At 71.6% G+C, this 20,060-nt stretch carries 16 protein-coding genes; 11 read left to right on the plus strand and 5 right to left on the minus strand.

The features are described from left to right. Positions 1-147: 147 nt before the first annotated feature. Both ACQCO7_RS32750 and ACQCO7_RS32755 read left to right on the plus strand, forming a co-directional pair. On the plus strand, positions 148-2,217 hold the full coding sequence (locus tag ACQCO7_RS32750) for an APC family permease (protein WP_464075171.1): 2,070 nt from the start codon (positions 148-150) through the stop codon (positions 2,215-2,217). A 224-nt stretch (positions 2,218-2,441) separates the two neighbouring features. Beyond that, a complete protein-coding gene (locus tag ACQCO7_RS32755) occupies positions 2,442-3,815 on the plus strand; it encodes a class I SAM-dependent RNA methyltransferase (protein ID WP_464075172.1) in 1,374 nt (457 codons plus the stop codon). 45 nt (positions 3,816-3,860) lie between these two features. Here ACQCO7_RS32755 and ACQCO7_RS32760 read toward each other — a convergent pair whose 3' ends face one another. Then, a complete protein-coding gene (locus ACQCO7_RS32760) occupies positions 3,861-7,700 on the minus strand; it encodes a caspase, EACC1-associated type (RefSeq protein ID WP_464075173.1) in 3,840 nt (1,279 codons plus the stop codon). Between the two features lie 6 nt (positions 7,701-7,706). After that, positions 7,707-8,087 carry an effector-associated constant component EACC1 gene (locus tag ACQCO7_RS32765; RefSeq protein WP_464075174.1) on the minus strand — a complete coding sequence of 127 codons (381 nt, stop codon included), beginning with the start codon at positions 8,085-8,087 and terminating at the stop codon, positions 7,707-7,709. A gap of 264 nt (positions 8,088-8,351) precedes the next feature. Here ACQCO7_RS32765 and ACQCO7_RS32770 point away from each other — a divergent pair, with 264 nt between their 5' ends. The 7 genes from ACQCO7_RS32770 (at position 8,352) to ACQCO7_RS32800 (ending at position 16,277) form a co-directional block, all read left to right on the plus strand. Beyond that, on the plus strand, positions 8,352-9,530 hold the full coding sequence (locus ACQCO7_RS32770; RefSeq protein WP_464075175.1) for an FAD-dependent monooxygenase: 1,179 nt from the start codon (positions 8,352-8,354) through the stop codon (positions 9,528-9,530). 138 nt (positions 9,531-9,668) lie between these two features. Beyond that, entirely contained in the window at positions 9,669-10,145 is a 477-nt protein-coding gene (locus tag ACQCO7_RS32775) for a MarR family winged helix-turn-helix transcriptional regulator (protein WP_464075176.1), read from the plus strand. Positions 10,146-10,179: 34 nt separating this feature from the next. Beyond that, positions 10,180-10,899: a helical backbone metal receptor gene (locus tag ACQCO7_RS32780; RefSeq protein ID WP_464077340.1), complete on the plus strand. Its 720-nt coding sequence runs from the start codon at positions 10,180-10,182 to the stop codon at positions 10,897-10,899. 105 nt (positions 10,900-11,004) lie between these two features. Further along, complete coding sequence (gene icmF / locus ACQCO7_RS32785) at positions 11,005-14,229, plus strand: fused isobutyryl-CoA mutase/GTPase IcmF (protein ID WP_464075177.1); 3,225 nt, start codon at positions 11,005-11,007, stop codon at positions 14,227-14,229. A 396-nt stretch (positions 14,230-14,625) separates the two neighbouring features. Beyond that, positions 14,626-14,898, plus strand: coding sequence for a hypothetical protein (locus ACQCO7_RS32790; protein ID WP_464075178.1), 273 nt, complete (start codon positions 14,626-14,628; stop codon positions 14,896-14,898). 168 nt (positions 14,899-15,066) lie between these two features. Then, the gene (locus ACQCO7_RS32795; RefSeq protein ID WP_464075179.1) at positions 15,067-15,873 is read left to right on the plus strand and encodes an MBL fold metallo-hydrolase; all 807 of its coding nucleotides are present in this window, start codon (positions 15,067-15,069) and stop codon (positions 15,871-15,873) included. A 5-nt stretch (positions 15,874-15,878) separates the two neighbouring features. Then, positions 15,879-16,277 carry a nuclear transport factor 2 family protein gene (locus ACQCO7_RS32800; RefSeq protein WP_464075180.1) on the plus strand — a complete coding sequence of 133 codons (399 nt, stop codon included), beginning with the start codon at positions 15,879-15,881 and terminating at the stop codon, positions 16,275-16,277. 64 nt (positions 16,278-16,341) lie between these two features. On the opposite strand, the gene ACQCO7_RS32805 is transcribed toward ACQCO7_RS32800, so the two are convergent. Together ACQCO7_RS32805 and ACQCO7_RS32810 are read right to left on the minus strand one after the other, a co-directional pair. Further along, a complete protein-coding gene (locus ACQCO7_RS32805; RefSeq protein ID WP_464075181.1) occupies positions 16,342-17,283 on the minus strand; it encodes a carbohydrate kinase family protein in 942 nt (313 codons plus the stop codon). A 31-nt stretch (positions 17,284-17,314) separates the two neighbouring features. Then, positions 17,315-17,980, minus strand: a complete 666-nt coding sequence (locus ACQCO7_RS32810) for a class II aldolase/adducin family protein (RefSeq protein ID WP_464075182.1) — start codon at positions 17,978-17,980, stop codon at positions 17,315-17,317. Between the two features lie 65 nt (positions 17,981-18,045). Between ACQCO7_RS32810 and ACQCO7_RS32815 the strand changes: the two genes are divergently transcribed. Then, a complete protein-coding gene (locus tag ACQCO7_RS32815) occupies positions 18,046-18,684 on the plus strand; it encodes a TetR/AcrR family transcriptional regulator (protein ID WP_464075183.1) in 639 nt (212 codons plus the stop codon). A gap of 198 nt (positions 18,685-18,882) precedes the next feature. Here ACQCO7_RS32815 and ACQCO7_RS32820 read toward each other — a convergent pair whose 3' ends face one another. Next, complete coding sequence (locus tag ACQCO7_RS32820) at positions 18,883-19,431, minus strand: MarR family winged helix-turn-helix transcriptional regulator (protein WP_464075184.1); 549 nt, start codon at positions 19,429-19,431, stop codon at positions 18,883-18,885. 116 nt (positions 19,432-19,547) lie between these two features. Here ACQCO7_RS32820 and ACQCO7_RS32825 point away from each other — a divergent pair, with 116 nt between their 5' ends. Then, positions 19,548-20,060 (plus strand): YceI family protein, encoded by a 513-nt coding sequence (locus ACQCO7_RS32825; protein WP_464075185.1) that lies wholly within the window; start codon positions 19,548-19,550, stop codon positions 20,058-20,060.

Genomic DNA, 20,060 nt, shown 5'->3' on the forward strand with positions numbered 1-20,060 from the left:
CGCCGTCGAGTGCCCACCTCCAACGTAGCGGTTCTCCCCGGCGACCTCGCGGGCGGATGACGGAGCGGCCGGTTCCGGGTGGGCGGGCCGCGAAGGTCGTCTCCGGGTGTGGGCGGCCGGGTGTTCGAAGGCTTACGATTCCCTGTTGTGTCCAAACTGACCGACGTGCCCAAACGGATCCTGATCGGGCGCGCTCTGCGCAGTGATCGGCTTGGGGAAACGCTCCTGCCGAAGCGCATCGCCCTCCCTGTCTTCGCCTCCGACCCGCTGTCCTCCGTGGCCTACGCGCCCGGGGAGGTGCTGCTGGTCCTGTCCATCGCGGGCGTGTCGGCGTACCACTTCTCACCCTGGATCGCCCTCGCGGTGGTCGTCCTGATGTTCACCGTGGTCGCCTCCTACCGGCAGAACGTCCACGCGTACCCGAGCGGCGGCGGCGACTACGAGGTGGCGACCACCAACCTCGGACCCAAGGCGGGACTGACCGTCGCGAGCGCGCTGCTCGTCGACTACGTCCTGACCGTCGCCGTGTCCATCGCCTCCGGCATCGAGAACCTCGGCTCCGCGATCCCCTTCGTCGTCGAGCACAAGACGGCGTGCGCGGTCGCGGTGATCGTCCTGCTGACGCTGATGAACCTGCGCGGCGTGAAGGAGTCCGGGAAGCTCTTCGCGATCCCGACGTACGTGTTCGTCGCGGGCGTCTTCATCATGATCGCGTGGGGCGCGTACCGCGGACTCGTCCTGGACGACTCGATGCGGGCGCCGACCGCGCAGTTCGAGATCAAGGCCGAGCACCAGGGGCTCGCCGGGTTCGCGCTGGTCTTCCTGCTGCTGCGGGCCTTCTCCTCCGGCTGCGCCGCGCTGACCGGCGTCGAGGCGATCTCCAACGGCGTACCCGCCTTCCGCAAGCCCAAGTCCAAGAACGCGGCCAGCACCCTCGCCGCGATGGGGCTGCTGGCGGTGACGATGTTCTGCGGGATCATCGTCCTCGCGCTCGTCACGGACGTACGGATGGCGGAGAACCCGGCGACGGACCTGCTGAGGAACGGCGTCGAGGTCGGGTCCGGGTACGTCCAGAACCCGGTGATCACGCAGGTCGCCGAGGCCGTGTTCGGCAAGGGGAGCTTCCTGTTCATCGTGCTCGCCGCGGCGACCGCGCTCGTGCTGTTCCTCGCCGCGAACACCGCGTACAACGGGTTCCCGGTGCTCGGGTCGATCCTCGCGCAGGACCGGTACCTGCCGCGCCAGCTGCACACCCGCGGTGACCGGCTCGCCTTCTCCAACGGCATCGTGCTGCTCGCCGGCGCGGCGATCCTCCTCGTGTGGATCTACGGCGCCGACTCGACGCGGCTCATCCAGCTGTACATCGTCGGCGTGTTCGTCTCCTTCACGCTGAGCCAGACCGGCATGGTCCGGCACTGGAACCGGCACCTCGCCGCCGAGACCGACCCCGCCAAGCGCCGGCACATGGTCCGCTCGCGGGCCATCAACGCGTTCGGCGCGTTCTTCACCGGGCTCGTCCTCGTCGTCGTCCTCGTCACGAAGTTCACGCACGGCGCGTGGGTCGCGCTGCTCGGGATGGTCATCTTCTTCGCGACGATGACCGCGATCCGCAAGCACTACGACGGGGTCGCGGCGGAGCTCGTGGCGACCGAGGGGCCCAGCGACGACAGCGTCCGGCCCTCGCGCGTCCACTCCGTGCTGCTCGTCTCCAAGATCCACCGGCCGACGCTGCGCGCGCTGGCCTTCGCCAAGCTCATGCGGTCCGACTCGCTGGAGGCGCTCACCGTCAACGTCGACCCCGTCGAGACGAAGGCGCTGCGCGAGGAGTGGGAACGGCGCGGGATCGACGTACCGCTCAAGGTCCTCGACTCGCCCTACCGGGAGGTCACGCGGCCGGTCATCGAGTACGTCAAGAGCCTGCGGCGGGAGTCGCCGCGCGACGCGGTGTCGGTGATCATCCCCGAGTACGTCGTCGGGCACTGGTACGAGCACCTGCTGCACAACCAGAGCGCCCTGCGCCTCAAGGGGCGTCTCCTCTTCACGCCGGGGGTCATGGTGACGTCCGTCCCCTACCAGCTCCAGTCCTCGGAGGCGGCGAAGCAGCGCGCCCGGCGCCGGCAGGAGTGGAACGCGCCGGGGTCCGTACGGCGGGGGCCGGCGGGGTCGCCCGAGCGGGAACGGGAGCGGGCCCGGGAGAGCGGGGGGCGGGGGGAGTAGGGGCGTACGAGGCTGTCGGGCCGGGGCGTACGGGGGCTCGGCCCGGGGGTGTGTACGAGGGGGTCGGCGGCGGGCGTCGTTCCGCGGGTGCGTGCGGGCTTCTGCGGCGGTCGTCGGGGTCGTGCGCAGGGCCTAGACTGGACGGCTGTCGTCGTACGGCGGTCCTGAGGGCGCCGTCTCCGCCGCGCACCCCCGTCGCCTTTCCGATCTGGAGTCACCCCGCCATGCAGGCAGAACCGAAGAAACAGCAGGCGGGGGAGGCTCTCGAAGGGCAGGAGTCTCGCGCCGAGTCCCTTGTCGGGCGTGAGTACGAGGTCGAGGTCGGGGCCGTCGCCCACGGCGGGCACTGCATCGCGCGGACCGACGAGGGGCAGGTGCTGTTCGTGCGGCACGCCCTCCCCGGGGAGCGGGTGCTCGCGCGGGTCACCGAGGGCGAGGTGGGCGCGCGGTTCCTGCGGGCCGACGCCGTCGAGGTGCTCACCGCGTCCAAGGACCGGGTCGAGGCGCCGTGCCCCTTCGCCGGGCCCGGGCGCTGCGGCGGCTGCGACTGGCAGCACGCCAAGCCCGGGGCGCAGCGCCGCATGAAGGGCGAGGTCCTCGCCGAACAGCTCCTGCGGCTCGCCGGGCTCACCCCCGAGGAGGCCGGCTGGGACGGCACCGTCATGCCCGCCGAGGGCGACAAGCTGCCCTCCGGCGAGGTGCCGCAGTGGCGTACGAGGGTGCAGTACGCCGTCGACCTGGACGGCAACGCGGGTCTGCGGCGGCACCGTTCGCACGAGGTCGAGGTCATCGACCACTGCATGATCGCGGCGCCGGGTGTCTCCGAACTCGGTGTCGAGAAGCGCGACTGGATCGGCATGGAGTCCGTCGAGGCGATCGCCGCGACCGGGTCCCAGGACCGGCAGGTCATCCTCACGCCCCGGCCGGGCGCCCGCCTTCCCCTCGTCGAGCTCGACAAACCCGTATCCGTCATGCGCGTCGAGGAGAAGGACGGCGGGGTCCACCGGGTCCACGGCCGGCCCTTCGTCCGTGAGCGCGCCGACGGGCGTACGCACCGGGTCGGCAGCGGCGGGTTCTGGCAGGTCCACCCCAAGGCGGCGGACACGCTCGTCCTCGCGGTCATGCAGGGGCTCCTGCCCCGCAAGGGCGAGATGGCCCTCGACCTCTACTGCGGCGTGGGCCTCTTCGCCGGCGCCCTCGCCGACCGGCTCGGTGAGAAGGGCGCGGTCCTCGGCATCGAGTCCGGCAAGCGCGCGGTCGAGGACGCGCGGCACAACCTCGCCGAGTTCCCGCGCGTCCGGATCGAGCAGGGCAAGGTGGACTCCGTCCTGCCCCGCACCGGCATCACGGAGGTCGACCTGATCGTCCTCGACCCGCCTCGGGCGGGGGCGGGGCGGTCGACCGTCCAGCACCTGGCGTCCCTGGGGGCTCGGCGGATCGCGTACGTGGCGTGTGATCCGGCCGCGCTGGCCCGGGATCTGGGGTACTTCCGGGACGGGGGGTACAAGGTGCGGTCGCTTCGGGCGTTCGACTTGTTCCCGATGACGCATCACCTGGAGTGCGTGGCGATTCTGGAGCCGGTCAAGAAGGGGTCCTGATCGGCTGAGGGCCGCAGGCGGGGGCTGCCCGCGGCCCTCAGCCGATCAGTCGAACAGCGGGGCCAGCGCTGTCTCGCCCGCGAGGATCCGCCAGGCGGGCACCCGGATCGTCCGGGTCACGGGGCAGGGCTTGGCGCCGTGGCCCCCGGAGGGCAGGCCGGTGAGCAGGTCGCCTCGGGTGTGGGTCAGGCGGAGGTGCCGTGCGGGGTCCGTGCCGGGGGGCGGGCCGGGGTCGACCAGTACCGCCGTGTTCTCGCCGCCGTCGGTGAACAGGAGGTCCACGGGGTGGCCGCCCACCAGGACGGCCCGCTCCAGATCGGTGACGCCCCGGCCGGCGAGGTAGTGCTGGAGGCGGTCGGCGAGGTCGCCGTGGGCCTCGGTCACCGGGCCGGGCGCCGTACCGTCGTCGTCCGCTCCCAGCGGTGTCGACCGTGCGGCGAGGAGGGCGGGCAGGCCGCTCCGGTCCTGCCAGAAGGCGCGGCCTCCCACCGTGATCAGCTGCGACTTGGCCCGGGTGACCGCCACGTTCCACAGGTTGACCTGGCTCGCGACCCAGTGCGTCGTCCGGGGCGGCGTGTTGGGCGCCGCCACCGGGCTGAGCACCATCACGTCCCGCTGCCCGCCCTGGAAGGTGTGGACGGTGCCGACCCGGACCCGGTCGTCGTCCCGCCACCACGGCGCCAGTGTCTCCTTCTGCGCCCGGAACGGCGTGACCACGCCCACCGTCGCGTCCGGCGGAAGCACCGCCAGCAGCTCGTCGACCACACGCCGTACGGCCTGCGCCTCCCGCGCGTTCCGCCAGGACTGCCCGTCGCCGCCGCGCGCCGACTCCCCGGACGGTACGTCGACCCAGCCGAGCACCGGTGCCGGGTCGGCCGCCCCCACCGGGTCGTGCGCCGGCACCTGCCGCCGTACGTCGGTCAGGACCCGCAGCCGGCCGCCGTAGCAGTGGCCGTTGACGACGTCCGCGATCCGCGGGTGGCAGCGGTAGTGCTCGTCGAGGAGCAGGGCGCTGTCGCCGTGCTGTTCGGCCGCGTGGTACGAGGAGTGCACGTGGTAGGTGAGGCGGTGGTGCTCCAGCTGCGCGACGCTCAGTCCGGCCCGTACCCGTGCCTGGCGCTCCTGCTGCGGTGAGACGCCGGGGATGTGGCCGAGCTGCATGGGGTCGCCGATGATCAGTGCCCGGCGGGCCCGGAACAGCAGCGGCAGCACCGACGGGATGGAGCACTGGCTCGCCTCGTCGATGACGACGAGGTCGAACAGCTTCGGGGCGAGTTCGAGTTGCCGGACCGAGTGGGTGCTGACGGCCCAGCCCTTGATGTGCGTCATCAGGTTCTTCTGGCTGCGCTGGTAGCCGGAGCGGCGGCGCAGCGCCTGGAGCCGCTGGTTCATGAGCCCGGTGGCCCGGTCCAGGGTCTCGGCGGACAGCGCGCGGGACAGCTCCGCCGACAGCCCGGACAGGGCTTCGGCGGTCGCCAGCCGGGACTCCTTGAGCCCGTCCTCGTCCCACTCCCCGTGCCGGTGGACGAGTTCGCGCACCTCCCGCTCCACGGACACGGCCTCGGCCAGGGACTCCAGCAGCCCGGGCGGCACCGGGCGTCCGGTCGCCCACCGGGGCCACGCCGTACCCTCCGCCCCCGCCGCGACCAGCGCGGCGAGCGCCCGCCCGCGCCGCCATCCCCCCAGCTGCCACCAGCGGGCCCCGGCCGTCCTGCGCGCCCGGTCCGCCCACCGGCGGAGCGGCGTCACGTCGCCGTCCGCCGCCCAGACCCCTTCGAGGAGGGGCAGGGCCAGCTCCAGTCCGGCCGCCCGCTCCTCCCGGTCGCGGAGCAGTTCCAGCAGCCGCGTCTCCTCACCGACACGCTGTGCCGCCTCCGCCCGCAGCCGGTCGGCCGTACCCCGGGTGTTGCGCAACTCGCCGCCCACGGTGGCCGATCCGCGCCCCGCCGCCCCGGCCGGTCCGGCGAGCAGCTGCTCCAGTTTGGCCGCCTCCCGCTCCAGCGCCTCCGCGTTGCCCGTCCGCATCAGCAGACCGGGCGCGATGGCGTCGCAGCGCTCGGCGACGACGTTCACGGCCTCGTTGTTCGTGGAGGCGACCAGCACCGACTGGCCCGCGGCGACGCAGGTGGTGACGACCGCCGTGACGACCTCGCTCTTGCCCGTGCCCGGCGGCCCGGTCGCCACCGTCAGCGGCTGGGTCATCGCCGACGCGATCACCTGTTCCTGGCTCTCGTTGCACGGCCCCGGAGCGACGGGGGTCACCGGGGCCGACTGCTGCTGGGCTCCGCCGCTCAGCAGCGCCCCCAGGGCGGTGCCCGTGATCTGCGCGGTCCGCGTCGAGATCTGGAGCAGGTTCTCCACCAGCGCCTGGGTGGCCTTGGCCTCCGCGCCCGACGGCACCAGCAGCACGGCCGCGTTGTGCGCGCCGGGCCGCAGTGCCTGCATGACCGTACGGTCGCTCAGCGCCGACGGGTCCAGCGGTTCGAGTTCCGGCAGCCCCAGCTCGTCCAGCAACTCCCGTACGGCGCGCAGCATCTGGGCGTCGTTGCCCTCCTGCCAGGCCGGCTGCCAGCGCGCGACCAGGTCGGCCGCGTCGCCGGCGTCCAGGAGTTCCGAGACGACGCCGCTGTGCAGGGACGGCACCCCGCTGGGCCGGAGCACGTCCCGGCCCTCCTCGTCCGGTGCCAGCTCCATCTGCTGGATCAGCAACGGCGCCAGCTCCACCGTCGCGCGCCGGCCCCGGGCTCCGTCCCGCGTGGGCAGGGTGATCGCCGGATAGCCGTACCAGTACTCCTGGCGCGAGCCCGCCTCCGTGCCGGACCCCTCCTGCGGCCGGGGCAGCGCGCGGGGCGCGACGATGTGCGGGCCGCGCCCCGACTGGACGGTCTCCTCGCCCTGGGCCAGCAGGAAGTACTTCTTGTCCCGGCCGCCGTCGCGGTCCGGCCGCATTCCGGCGGCGGCCTGCGCGGTGAGGCAGTCCGCGTAGTACCGCAGCAGCCGCTGCGGGTCGACGCCGTCCCGCTCGTCCGCCTCGGCCAGCTCCCGGGCCTTCAGGAGCGCGGGGGAGTGCCGGGCTGCCTCGGTGGCGTCGTGGGGGAGCGCGGGAAGCCGTACCGGCCGTGCCACCGACCGGGCGAGGGGAAGGCTCCGGGTGGCCCTGATCGTCGACTTGGTGGGGCGCTGCTCCTCCGGCACGCCGGAGCGGGTCATCTGGGCGGTCAGGTAGTCGAAGAGGTCGTCCGGGGTGATCCAGCCGCCGTCCTTGATCCGGCCGTTGCGCAGTCCCTCGACGATCTCCCCGGTGAACCGGGAGGTGCCGAGGTCCGAACCGGGCGGCGCCATCGCGGAGGCCGTCTGGAGGGCGTCGGACGCGGTGATGAAGTACACGCCGGTCGGCCGCAGCAGGGTGCTCGGCGCGGGCCGGTCCGGTTCCCGCGAGGGGCCCTTGGCGGTCCAGCCCTGGACCACGGAACCGCTGGAGCAGCAGTCCAGCAGGACCACCTTGGACGCGGCCCGGCAGGACTGGAGCATCCGCTCCAGGAACTCCGCGGGTACGGCCGTGCCCGGCAGGTCGGCCGGGTCGGTGTCCCGGGTCAGGAAGTACAGCTGGCCGTCCTGCTCGCAGTACTCGCCGTGCCCGCTGAAGTAGAGCAGCGCGGTCTCACTGGGCTGCCGGGCCTCCAGGAACGTCTCGACGGCGTGCAGCATCTCCGCCCGCGTCGGCTCGGCGGCGAGCGAGCACGCGTTGTACATGCCGATCTCGGTGTTCTCCAGGACCGCCCGCATGTAGTGCAGATCGGCGCGTACGGCCGGGAGTTCGGCGTAGGTGCCGCTGTCGTACGTGGAGACGCCCACGAGCAGTGCGTGCCGGTCGTTGTCGGTCATCGGCGCTCAGCCCGCCGTGCCGTCGTCGCCGTCCTCCGCGAGGAACCGCTCGACCAGCGTGTCGTCCTCGCGGGCCTCCTTGCCGGTGATGTGCAGGGTCGCGCCGTCGGGACGCTTCACCACGATCGTGCGCTGGGGGACCCGGGTCAGCCATGTCTGCACCAGCGCGACGACGAACGAACCGGCGCTCAGCAGCAGCCCGACGGTCTCGGCGGACGGCCCGCCCTTGTCGCCGGCTCCCGCCAGGCTGCCGGGCTCGGGCAGGTCCAGCCTGGCCGTGGGGTCCACCTCGGCGAGCGCGGCGAGCAGTTCGCGTGCGTCCTTGCGGGCGCGCAGTGGATCGTCGTCGATGACGGAGATCAGGTGTCCGGTGCGGCTGTCGGGCATGGCGGTCTCGTACTCCCCCTGCTGTTCACCGGCTCTCTGCCGGGTGAACGAGCGTAGTGCCCGGCACTGACAGCGGGTGCCCGGAAGGGCTCGCCGCCCTCGTGATTGGCGAGAAACCGGCCGACGACGGCCGTCCGGACATCCGCAGCCTTCACTTGACATTCAAGTATCTCGACCATCAAGATAAGTGGGTATCTTGATGGTCGAGAAGATTGATCTTCAAGGGGAATCGACGTTTCCCCAGGTTCCAGGAGGAACACCGTGATGAACCCAAGGAGCGCGGCCCTCATCGGCTGCGGTGTCGCCGGACCGGTGCTGGCCCTGTTCCTGCGGAAGGCGGGGGTCGAGGCGGTCGTCTACGAGGGGGCCGAGGAGCCCCGCGACGACGCGGGCGCCTTCCTCAGCCTGGCCCCCAACGGGCTCGCCGTCCTCGACACCCTGGGCATCCGCGAGGACATCGAGCGGTACGGCAGCCCCACCACCAGCACCGTCTTCCTCAACCACCACGGCAAGCGGCTCGGCGAGAACCCCGCCGGGACGCTCCTGCTCAAGCGCGGGCTGCTCAACAAGGGCCTGCGCGAGGCGGCCGTACGGCGCGGGATCCGGATCGAGTACGGCAAGTTCTTCGAGGGCGTCGCCGAGACCGACGACGGCGTGCTGATCCGCTTCGCCGACGGCTCCACCGCCGAGGCGGACATCCTCATCGGCTGCGACGGCATCCACTCCAGGACCCGCCGCGCCGTCCTGCCCGACGCCCCCCGCCCCGAGTACACCGGGGTGATCGGCACGGCCGGCTACACCCGCTCCCGGGACGCCGCGCCCGCCGACGGCGTCATGCGGATGACCTTCTGCCACCAGGGGTTCTTCGGCCACCAGACCGTCCCCGGCGGCGAGGTCCACTGGTTCGAGAACTACCACGAGCCGGTGGAGCCGGGGCGCGGCGAGATCGAGCGCATCCCGCACGACGTGTGGAAGAAGCGGCTCCTGGAGCGCCACCGCGAGGACCACCACCCCGTCCCGGCGATCATCGGCTCCACGCCGGACGGCATCATCGGCTACCCCGTCTACGACATGCTGACGCTGCCCGTGTGGCACCGGGGCAGGGTCTGCCTCGTCGGCGACGCCGCGCACGCCACCTCGCCGCACGTCGGACAGGGCGCGTCGATGGCGATGGAGGACGCGATCGTGCTCGCCAAGTGCCTGCGCGATCTGCCCACTGCGCAGCGGGCGTTCGCCGCGTTCCAGGCGATCCGGCAGGGCCGCGTGGAGAAGATCGTCAAGGAGGGGCGGCGGACCGGCAACCAGAAGGCGGCGCCCAACGGGCTCGCGCGTGCGGTCCGTGACCTGGTCCTGCCGTTCTTCCTGAAGCTCGGCGTCAAGGCGACCGTCCCCGTGTACTCCTACCGGGTCTCGTGGGAGGAGAGGGTGGCTGCCGCCCGCTGACGACGGAGGGGGAGGCCCGCCCGGCCCCGCCAGGCCCCGCCAGGCCCCGCCCGGCTCCACCCGGCTCGACGGTGGCCGGTCGGGTCAACTACCTTGACGGTCAAGGCGTACCTCTAGCTTGAAGGTCGAAATACTTGAATGTCGGGTGAAGCTGTGACCGGCCCGGACAGAGAGGCGCTGTCCTGGGAACTCGCGGGCGAGGTCCGCGCCCTCCAGAGCGCCGTGGAAGCCGTCGACGCCGCCGCCGCCACGCGGCTCGGTGTCAACCAGACCGACCTGCGCTGTCTGGACGTACTCCTCCAGCGCGAGAGCGCCGCACCCGGGGAGCTGGGTGCGGCGCTCGGGCTCACCACCGGCAGCGTCACGGCCATGCTGGACCGGCTCGACAAGCTCGGGTACCTCACGCGGGAACCGGACCCGGGGGACCGGCGGCGGTCGGTCGTCCGGGCCAGCGAGCGGACCCGGCGGGCGGCCGAGGAGATCTACCGGCCGCTCGCGGAGGAGGCGCACGCCGGGCTCCAGCGGTACTCGGTCGAGGAACTGGGGCTGCTGCTGGACTTCGTCCGGGGCAGCCGGGAGGTCCAGGAGAGACACGTCTCCCGGATCCGTGGCTGAGCGGGGCTTCCGGGTGAGTGTTCTGTACGACGACATGGGAACCGCCGTCCACCTGCCCCGCCCGCCCCGCCGCGTCGTCTCCCTCGTCCCCTCCCTCACCGAGGCCCTCGCCGGGACCGGCACGCTGGTCGGTGCGACCGAGTGGTGCACGCACCCGGCGGACCTCGACGTCACCCGCGTACGGGGTACGAAGAATCCGGACCGGGCGGCGATCACCGCGCTCGCGCCGGACCTGGTGATCGCGAACAAGGAGGAGAACCGCGAGCTGGACGTCGCGCGGCTGCGGGAGGCGGGCGTCGCGGTGTGGGTGACCGTCGTGGAGACGGTGCCGCAGGCGGTCGGGTCGCTGGGGCGGCTGTTCACGGAGGTGCTGCGGGTCGGGGAGCCGGGGTGGCTGGGGGAGGCGCGGGGGCTGTGGACGGGGGAGGCGTTGCCGGTCGCGGCGAGTGTCGCCGTACCGGTCTGGCGTGATCCGTGGATGGTCGTCGGGGGGACCACGTTCACCGGGGATCTGCTGCGCCGGGCCGGGTACGCGAACGTGTTCGACGGGGATGGGAGAGGCCGGTATCCGAGGGTGGAGGTGTCGGAGATCCGCGCGGACGTCGTCCTGCTGCCGGACGAGCCGTACGCGTTCTCCGCGACGGACGGGCCGGAGATGTTCCCCGGCGTGGACGTGCGGCTGGTGAGCGGACGGTTGTTGACCTGGTACGGGCCGTCGCTGGTCGAGGCGCGCCGGATGTTCGCCGGGATCTGAGGCCCTCTGGACGCCGTGAATTCACTTGGACGTCCTACTATCTATTTAGTAGGACGTCCAAGTATCTGTTGGTTGGCACTCTCGGCGCGCTGTTGGAAGGTCCCCATGAGCGAACTGCACCGCCCCACGCACCCCGTCCGCCTCGTCACCGCCTCCGCGCTGTTCGACGGGCACGACGCGTCGATCAACATCATGCGGCGGATCTTCCAGGCGCAGGGCGCGGAGGTGATCCACCTCGGGCACAACCGCTCCGTGCGCGAGGTCGTGGACGCGGCGCTGGAGGAGGACGCGCACGGCGTGGCCGTCTCCTCGTACCAGGGCGGGCACGTCGAGTACTTCGAGTACCTGGTGGAGTCGCTGCGCGAGCAGGGCGCGGACCACGTCCGGGTGGTCGGCGGCGGGGGCGGGGTCATCGTCCCGGAGGAGATCACCCGGCTGCGCGCGTCCGGCGTGACGATCTTCTCGCCGGAGGACGGCCAGCGGATGGGCCTCGCGGGGATGGTCAACTCGGTCGTGAAGGACTGCGACTTCGACCTCTGGGACGGCCGCCCGGCCGATGCGGACGCCGTGCTGGCCGGTGACCGCTTCGCCGTGGCCCGCGCCGTCACGGGAGCCGAACTCGGCAAGCTGCCGCGGGAGTTCATGGAGACACTGCGCGGTACGACGCGCACGGTCCCCGTCCTCGGCATCACCGGCACCGGCGGCTCCGGCAAGTCCTCGCTCACCGACGAACTGGTCCGGCGCTTCCGGGTCGACCAGCAGGACAAGCTGAGGATCGCGGTGATCGCCGTCGACCCGACCCGGCGGCGCGGCGGAGGGGCCCTGCTGGGGGACCGGATCCGGATGAACTCCCTCGACGGCAACCGGGTGTTCTTCCGCAGCCTCGCCACGCGCGGGAGCCGCGAGCTGCCCGAGCACCTCGCCGACGTGATCGACGTCGTGAAGGCCGCCGGGTTCGACCTGGTGATCGTCGAGACGCCGGGCATCGGACAGGGGGACGCGGCGATCGTGCCGTTCGTCGACACCTCGCTGTACGTGATGACACCGGAGTTCGGCGCGGCCTCGCAGCTGGAGAAGATCGACATGCTCGACTTCGCCGACACGGTCGCGATCAACAAGTTCGAACGCCGGGGCGCGAAGGACGCGTTGCGGGACGTGGGGCGGCAACTGGTCCGCAACCGCGAGGAGTTCGGGAAGAAGCCCGAGGACATGCCGGTGTACGGCACCAGTGCGGCGACCTTCAACGACGACGGGGTCACCGCGCTGTACCAGCACCTGAGGGGCGAACTCGCGGACAAGGGGCTGCCGTTGGGGGAGGGGGCGCTCGCGCACGTCGATGTGCGGTACTCCTCCGGCATCCGGCAGGTGGTCCCGGCGGAACGGGTGCGGTATCTCGCGGAGATCACCGACACGGTGCGGGCGTATCACGCGCGGACGGTCCAACTCGCGGACGCGGCACGCCGGTTGCAGCGACTGGAGGTCGTGGAGGAGGAGCTGGCCGACGCCGGGTCCGACGCGGCGAACCTGGTCCCGCTGATCAAGGACGCCCGTCGTGACCTGCCGGGTGACATCATCGACCAGATCGCCGACTGGCCCGCTGTCGTGGCCGGTTACTCCGGCGACGAGCAGGTCGTCACCGTACGCGGCAAGGAACTCCGCACCAGGCTGACCCGGGAGTCCCTCTCCGGCAACAAGATCCCGCGCGTCGCGCTGCCCCGGTTCGTCGACCACGGGGAACTCGTCGGCTTCTGGCGTCGCGAGAACCTGCCGGGCCGGTTCCCGTTCACCGCGGGCGTGTTCCCCTTCAAGCGGGACGGCGAGGACCCGGCGCGGATGTTCGCGGGCGAGGGCGACCCGTTCCGCACGAACCGGCGCTTCAAGCTCCTCTCCGAGGGCCAGCCCGCGACCCGGCTGTCCACGGCGTTCGACTCGGTCACGCTCTACGGCCGCGACCCCGGCGAACGCCCCGACATCTACGGCAAGGTGGGCACCTCCGGCGTCTCCGTCGCCACCCTCGACGACATGAAGGCCCTCTACGACGGCTTCGACCTGGTCGCGCCGACGACCTCCGTGTCGATGACGATCAACGGCCCCGCGCCGACGGTCCTGGCCTTCTTCCTCAACACGGTGATGGACCAGCGCACCGACGCGTTCCGCTCGGCCGAAGGCCGCGAGCCGTCGCCGGAGGAGGCGGAGGGCCTGCGCGCCGAGGCGCTCGCGAGCGTGCGCGGCACGGTCCAGGCCGACATCCTGAAGGAGGACCAGGGCCAGAACACCTGTTTGTTCTCAACGGAGTTCAGCCTCCGGATGATGGCCGACATCCAGGAGTGGTTCATCCGGCAGAAGGTCCGCAACTTCTACTCCGTCTCGATCTCCGGCTACCACATCGCCGAGGCCGGCGCGAACCCGATCAGCCAGCTCGCCTTCACCCTCGCCAACGGATTCACCTATGTCGAGGCGTACTTGGCGCGCGGTATGCACATCGACGACTTCGCCCCCAACCTCTCCTTCTTCTTCTCCAACGGCATGGACCCCGAGTACGCGGTCCTCGGCCGGGTCGCCCGCCGGATCTGGGCGGTCGCGATGAAGGAGAAGTACGGCGCGAACGAGCGCAGCCAGAAGCTGAAGTACCACGTCCAGACCTCCGGACGCTCCCTGCACGCCCAGGAGATGGACTTCAACGACATCCGCACGACCCTCCAGGCGCTCATCGCCCTCTACGACAACTGCAACAGCCTGCACACCAACGCCTACGACGAGGCGGTCACCACCCCCACCGAGGACTCGGTGCGCCGGGCGCTCGCGATCCAGCTCATCATCAACCGCGAGTGGGGGCTCGCGATGAACGAGAACCCGCTCCAGGGGTCGTACGTCATCGACGAGTTGACCGACCTCGTCGAGGAGGCGGTCCTCAAGGAGTTCGAGCGGATCAGCGAACGCGGTGGCGTCCTCGGCGCGATGGAGACCGGCTACCAGCGCGGCCGGATCCAGGACGAGTCGATGCTGTACGAGCAGCGCAAGCACGACGGCACGCTGCCGATCGTCGGCGTCAACACCTTCCGCAACCCGCACGCCGACACGGCCGCCCCCGGCCCGGTGGAGCTGGCGCGGGCGACCGAGGAGGAGAAGCGGTCGCAGCTGGAGCGGGTCGTGGAGTTCCGTACGCACCACCGGAGCGAGGCGCACGAGGCGCTGGCCGCGCTGAAGGAGGCGGCGATCGGGGACGGGAACGTGTTCGCGGTGCTGATGGAGGCGGCCCGGGTGTGCACGCTCCAGCAGATCACCGAGGCGTTCTTCGAGGTGGGGGGCCAGTACCGGCGGAATGTCTGACACCGGCGCCGACACACGGGAAAGCTTTCCCGTTGCCTTTCGGAGGAGCTTTCTCGGTCCTGCCCGGCTTCGTCGACGCGCACCGGCACCTGTGGCAGTCCGCCGCCGACGCCCTCGTCACGTCGGCCCACGCCCCGCTGGGCCCCTCGTGAAGTCGGCGGGGCGGCTGATCCACGGGGACGTCGGCCAACTCGCCGACGACCTGCGGGAGCGGTTGAGCGTTCAACTGCCCTGACCTGCCGGTGAGTTGATATCCGGGGCGTACGGTAAGCGGGCGTGAAAGGTTCGTACAGGAGGGATACAACTTTAAGTCTCAAGATTCCCTTGGGCGGGTCCGGCTGTGAGGCTGGGGACACGGGGTGATGTCTCAGCCGGATCTAGCGACCAGGAACTGAAGTGACTCACGACCGCAGGTCTCGCGGGGCCGGACCCGTGCTGCTGACCCTCGTGCTTCTCGGGCTGCTGGGCCTCGGGTGGGCGGTGGAGGGGCTCCGGCCGGTCTCCGTCGAGACCCCGCGTCTCCAGCCTCGTCCGGTCTCCGGCGACGGTGTGTTCGTGGTGCGGATCGACGTGGTGGCGGGGGTGGTGGTGCGGCCCGTGGTCCCGGGCGTTCCCGAGGGGCGTTTCCCGTCGCCCTCGCCGCTGTCGCCGCCCGTTCGGCCGGAGTGAGGGGGTGCGTCACCCGGCTCGGGCTGCGGGGGAGTGAGGGTGTTGCTGTAATGGCGGGGACGGTCGAGGCGGTGGCAGTTGTCACAGTCCCACATAGATATCTGTATAGTCAGATACTGTGCCGTCAGGCGGTTAGTTCGCCATCCCCGCGCTTCCTCAAGGAGCTCCATGAGCACCCTCGATTTCACCGTCCTCGACCTGGACTTCCCGGTCGGCAGCAAGAACAAGACGGCGACGCTCGTCACCGGCGAGAACGAGGCGTTGCTCGTCGACGCCGCCTTCACCCGCGCGGACGGCCACCGCCTCACCGCGGCCGTCCTCGACTCCGGCAAGACCCTGACGACCGTCTTCGTCAGCCACGCCGACCCCGACTTCTACTTCGGCGCAGAGGTCATCGCGGACGCCTTCCCCGACGCGAGGTTCGTCGCCACCCCGCTCGTCATCGAGCACATCGAGGAGTCGTACGAGGGCAAGCTCAAGGCATGGGCCGCCCTCGGCCCCAACCTCCCCACCCGGCTCGTCGCCCTCGAACCCCTCACCGGCGACCTCACGCTGGAGGGCCACCGCTTCGAGCTGAAGGGCGGCTCGGCGGAGCTTCCCGACCGCCACTACCTCTGGCAGGCCGAGCACAAGGCGATCGTCGGCGGCGTCCTCCTCTTCCAGGGCGAGCACGTCTGGGTCGCCGACACCCCGACCCCCGGCGACCGCGCCGCCTGGATCAAGGCGCTCGACGACATGGCCGCGCTGGAGCCGGAGTTCGTCGTCCCCGGCCACCGCCTCCCGGGCGCCGCCGCCGACGCGTCCGCGATCACCGAGACCCGCGCGTACCTGGTCGCCTTCGAGGAGGAACTCGCCAAGGCCGCCGACGGCGCCGCCCTCACCGAGGCGCTCGTCGCCCGCTACCCCGACAACGGCATGCTGATCGCCGCGCAGATCGGGGCCAAGGTCGCCAAGGGCGAGATGAAGTGGGGCTGACCGCGATGACGTACGACGCTCCCGCCGACGTGGTACGCCGCCAGTACCTGGCCTCGGCGGCCGGTGACCTCGCGGCCCTGCGCGCGACTCTCGCGCCCGACGTCGAGTGGACGGAGATGGCGGGCTTCCCGCTGGCGGGCACCTACCGCACGCCGGACGGCGTCACGGCGGCCGTCATGGAGAAGCTCGGCAAGGACTGGGAGGGCTGGACGGCCCACGACGACACGTACGTGGCGGACGGCGAGAACGTGGTGGTGCTGGCGCGGTACACGGCCGTGAACAAGGCGACGGGCAAGCCGATCGACGTACGGGTGGCACACCACTTCGTCGTACGGGGCGGCCTGATCGTGCGGTTCGAACAGTTCGTGGACACGGCGCTGGTGCGGGACGCCATGACCGCGTGAGGGGTTGCCGAACGCCGCCCGCGTCGAAGGGGCGGCGTTCGTTTCCGTGCACCCTCCCGAGGTCTCAATCGCCCTTCAGCACCGGCGTGTTCGCCGCGAACGCGTCCGCCGTCGCCAGGTCGAAGTCCCCGTGGTCGCTCCCCAGCCCCTGCGCCACGAGAGCCGCCGCCGCGCACCCCAGCACCGCGGACCGAACGGCCGTACGCCCGAGCCCGATCCCCCGCAGGAACCCGGCGGAGAAGGCGTCACCGCAGCCGGTCGTGTCGACGACGTCGACCGCGAACGCCGGTACGGTCACGGCCTCCTGGGCCGTCACCACCAGCGCCCCGCGCGCCCCCATCGTCACGGCGACACACCCCACCCCGCGCTCCAGGAAGACCCGCGCCCCCGCCTCCACGCTCTCCGCGCCGGTGAACCCCACCACCTGGTCCTCGTTGGGGAGCAGGTAGTCGACGTACGGCAGCGCGTCCGCGATCCAGTCGAACAGCCCGCTCTCGCCGCCCGCGAGGATGTCCACCGACGTCACGGTCCCCGCCTCGCGCGCGGGCCGCAGGATCTTCGCCGCCGCCTCCCCGCCCATCAACTCCGGTGCGCCCAGGTGGAGATGGCTGGACGCGGCGATCTCGGCGTGCGGGGCGTCGTCGGGGCCGTACGTGATGTTCGCGCCCAGCACGTGGAACGCGGGCCGGCTCCCGTCGGCGCGGATCGGCAGCACCGACGCGGAGGTCTGGGCGTCGTCCCGCCGTACGACGAGGGACGTGTCGACGCCGAACCTGCCGAGCAGGCTCAGCATCAGGTCGCCGATCGGGTCCGTCCCGATCGCGCCGGCCGTCCGGACTGCCGCGCCCAGCTTGGCCAGTGTCACCGCGGTCCCGGCCGCCGTACCCGCCGGACCGAACCGGATCTGGTCGACCAGCGTCGCCCCCTGCCCGTCCGGGATGGACTCGACGGGGCGGACCTGGACGTCGAAGACGTGCGCGCCGAGCGCTATGACCGACTGACTCACGGGGACTCTCCCTCTTCCTGGGCCGGACTCGTTACGGCTTCGCCGCGCGCGTACTGCCGTACCCGCTGGTCAACGCGGCGGTGATGACGGCGACTTGCTGCTCCTCGTCCAGGGCGCGCGGTGTGCCCAGCGCGGCGGCGCGCGCGTAGACGTCGCAGGCCCACTCCAGCAGGAGCGCGTTCTCCACGGCCTTCTCCAGCGTCGAACCGTGCACCACCGCACCGTGGTTGGCCATCAGCGCGGCCGACTTGCCCTCCAGCGCGGCGAGTACGTGACCGGCCAGCTCCGGGCTCCCGAACACCGCGAACGGCGCGACCCGTACGGCGCCGCCGAGCAGCAGCATCTGGTAGTGCACGCAGGGGAGTTCGTCGAGGACGAGGGAGAGGGCGGTGGCCCGGGGGGAGTGGGTGTGCACGACCGCGCCCGCGCCGAAGCGCTGGTAGATCCCGAGGTGCAGCTCCAGTTCGGAGGTGGGCGCCAACTCCCCTTCCAGCACCCGGCCTTCGAGGTCCACGACGGTCACCTCGGCGGGTGTGGCCCGGCCGAGCACCGCGCCCGTCGCGGTGACCGCGATGCCGTCGTCGGTCCGTACGCTCACGTTTCCCGCGGTGCCGATCAGCAGGCCCGCGTCCGCGAGCCGTCGACTGGCCTCCGCGACCGCGTGCCGCGCCTGTGCGGCCGGGTTCGCCTCCGTCATGACGCGAAAGGTAACGTGAACCTGAAACAAAGTCACGTTTGATTTCGGGATCGGAGTGGGCGCGCGTGGAACTCCCGGCAGGGCAGGGCGAGTTGAGCGGTGTGCGGCTCAGGCGTACGCCCCGGCAGGCCCGTTCGGTGGAGAAGGTCGCGCGTGTGCTGGCGGCGGCGGAACGGCTGCTCGCCGAGGAGGGCGTCGACGTCCTGACCACGACCCGGGTCGCGGCCGAGGCCGGGGTGTCGGTGGGGGCGCTGTACCAGTACCTGCCCGACCGGGACGCGATCGTCGAGGCGCTGGCGGGGCTGTATCTGGGGCGCCTGGAAACGGCGATGGAAACGCTTGTGCAACGCGCCGGGGAGGAGACCTGGGCCGACCCGGTCACCGTCCTCGTCGACGCCTTCGCCGGGCTCTACCGCTCCCAGCCCGGCTTCCGCGCGCTCTGGTTCGGCCGTCACCTCACGGAGGGCACACGCGAGGCGGACCGCCGCCACAAGGCCGCGATGGCGCAGGGCCTGCACCGGGTCCTCACCGCCCAGCACCTCCTCCCGGCCACCGAGGAAGCGGCGACGGCGTGCCGTACGGCGTTCCTGGCGGCGGACGCGGTGACGCAGGAGGCGTTCCGGGTGGACCCGGAGGGTGACCCGGCGCTCCTGGGTCAGCTCAAGACGCTGCTGCGGGCGTATCTGGGACTGCTCGGGGGGTAGGGAAGGCGCGCGGCGGCAACGGGCGGGGCGCTGCGCCCGGCAAGCGGTTGCCGGGCCGTTTCTGTGTGGCGGGCCGCCGGGGAGGCGGGCGTTCTCGCGCGGCGGTACGGCTCGCGGCTCCGGCTTCCGCGCGGCCGTACGGCTCCGCCGTCGTACGCGGCGGGGTGGTACCCCTGCGCGGCAACGCCCAGGAAGCGGTTACTGCACCGTTTCCGGGGCCCGTTCCTCGCTCCCCGCCCCTGCCTCGGCGTCCTGCGCCTCGCCCCCCGCCAGGTCCGGCAGCAGTCCGCACAGGGCGTTCACCTCCGTCGGGCCCATCACCTCGCCCAGGGCTTCGCGGACCGTCGCCGCCAGCGTGCACGACGTCTCGTGCAGGAGGTCGCGGGCCTTGTCCGTGAGGATCACCGTGATGCCCCGCTTGTCGCCGCAGACCGAGGCGCGGGTGACCAGGCCGGCGTGCTGGAGGCAGGCGATCTGGTAGGTGAGGCGGGTCTTCGGGCGGCCCAGCAGCTCCGCGATCCGCGTCATGCGCAGGCCCTCGGGGCGGTCCGCGAGCAGGCACAGGACCAGGAACTCGTCGTGCGAGACGTCCAGCCGCTCCTTGACCAGCGTGTGCAGCCGCTGCTCCACCGCGCCGGTCGCGGCCAGCAGCAGCATCCACCCCCGCAGTTCGCGCGGCAGCTCGCCGCCCTCTGCTTTCCCAGGGCATTCGGGCAGGTCGGTGGGGTGTTCCTCGCTGGCGGCCATGGCTTCGAGTGTATCGGCGGTCCCGTTTTTCCCCACAGGGTTGTCCAGATTTGGATTACTGGATACGCTTCCCTCGTCCAAATTTGGATGACCTTCTCGACCTGGAGTTGTGAACCATGACCGTCGCCGTCGCAACAGGGCTCTGGCAGCTCGACCCGACCGCCACCACCGTCGCGCTGAAGCACAGGACGATGTGGGGTCTGGTCACCGTGAAGGGCGTCTTCTCGGGCGTCACCGGCAGCGGTGAGGTCGGCGAGGGTTCCACCGCCACCGGCGTGTTCTCCGTGGACGCCGCGTCCATCGACACGAAGAACACGAAGCGGGACGTCCACCTGCGCTCGGCGGACTTCCTCGACACCGACAACCACCCGGAGATCACCTACGCGGTGCGTACGGCGGAACTGCGCGGCTCGGACCAGGTGCACGTCACCGGCCAGCTCACTGTGCGCGGCATCAGCCGCCCGCACTCCTTCACCGCCGGTCTCGCGGACGCCAGTGCCGACGCGGTCACGCTCAACGCCGAATTCGTCATCGACCGCAAGGACTTCGGGCTCGACTGGAACCAGATGGGCATGATGAAGGACCAGACGACGATCACGGCCGCCCTGCGCTTCACCCGCACGGGCTGA

It is taken from the genome of Streptomyces saintjeani (genome assembly GCF_055409605.1).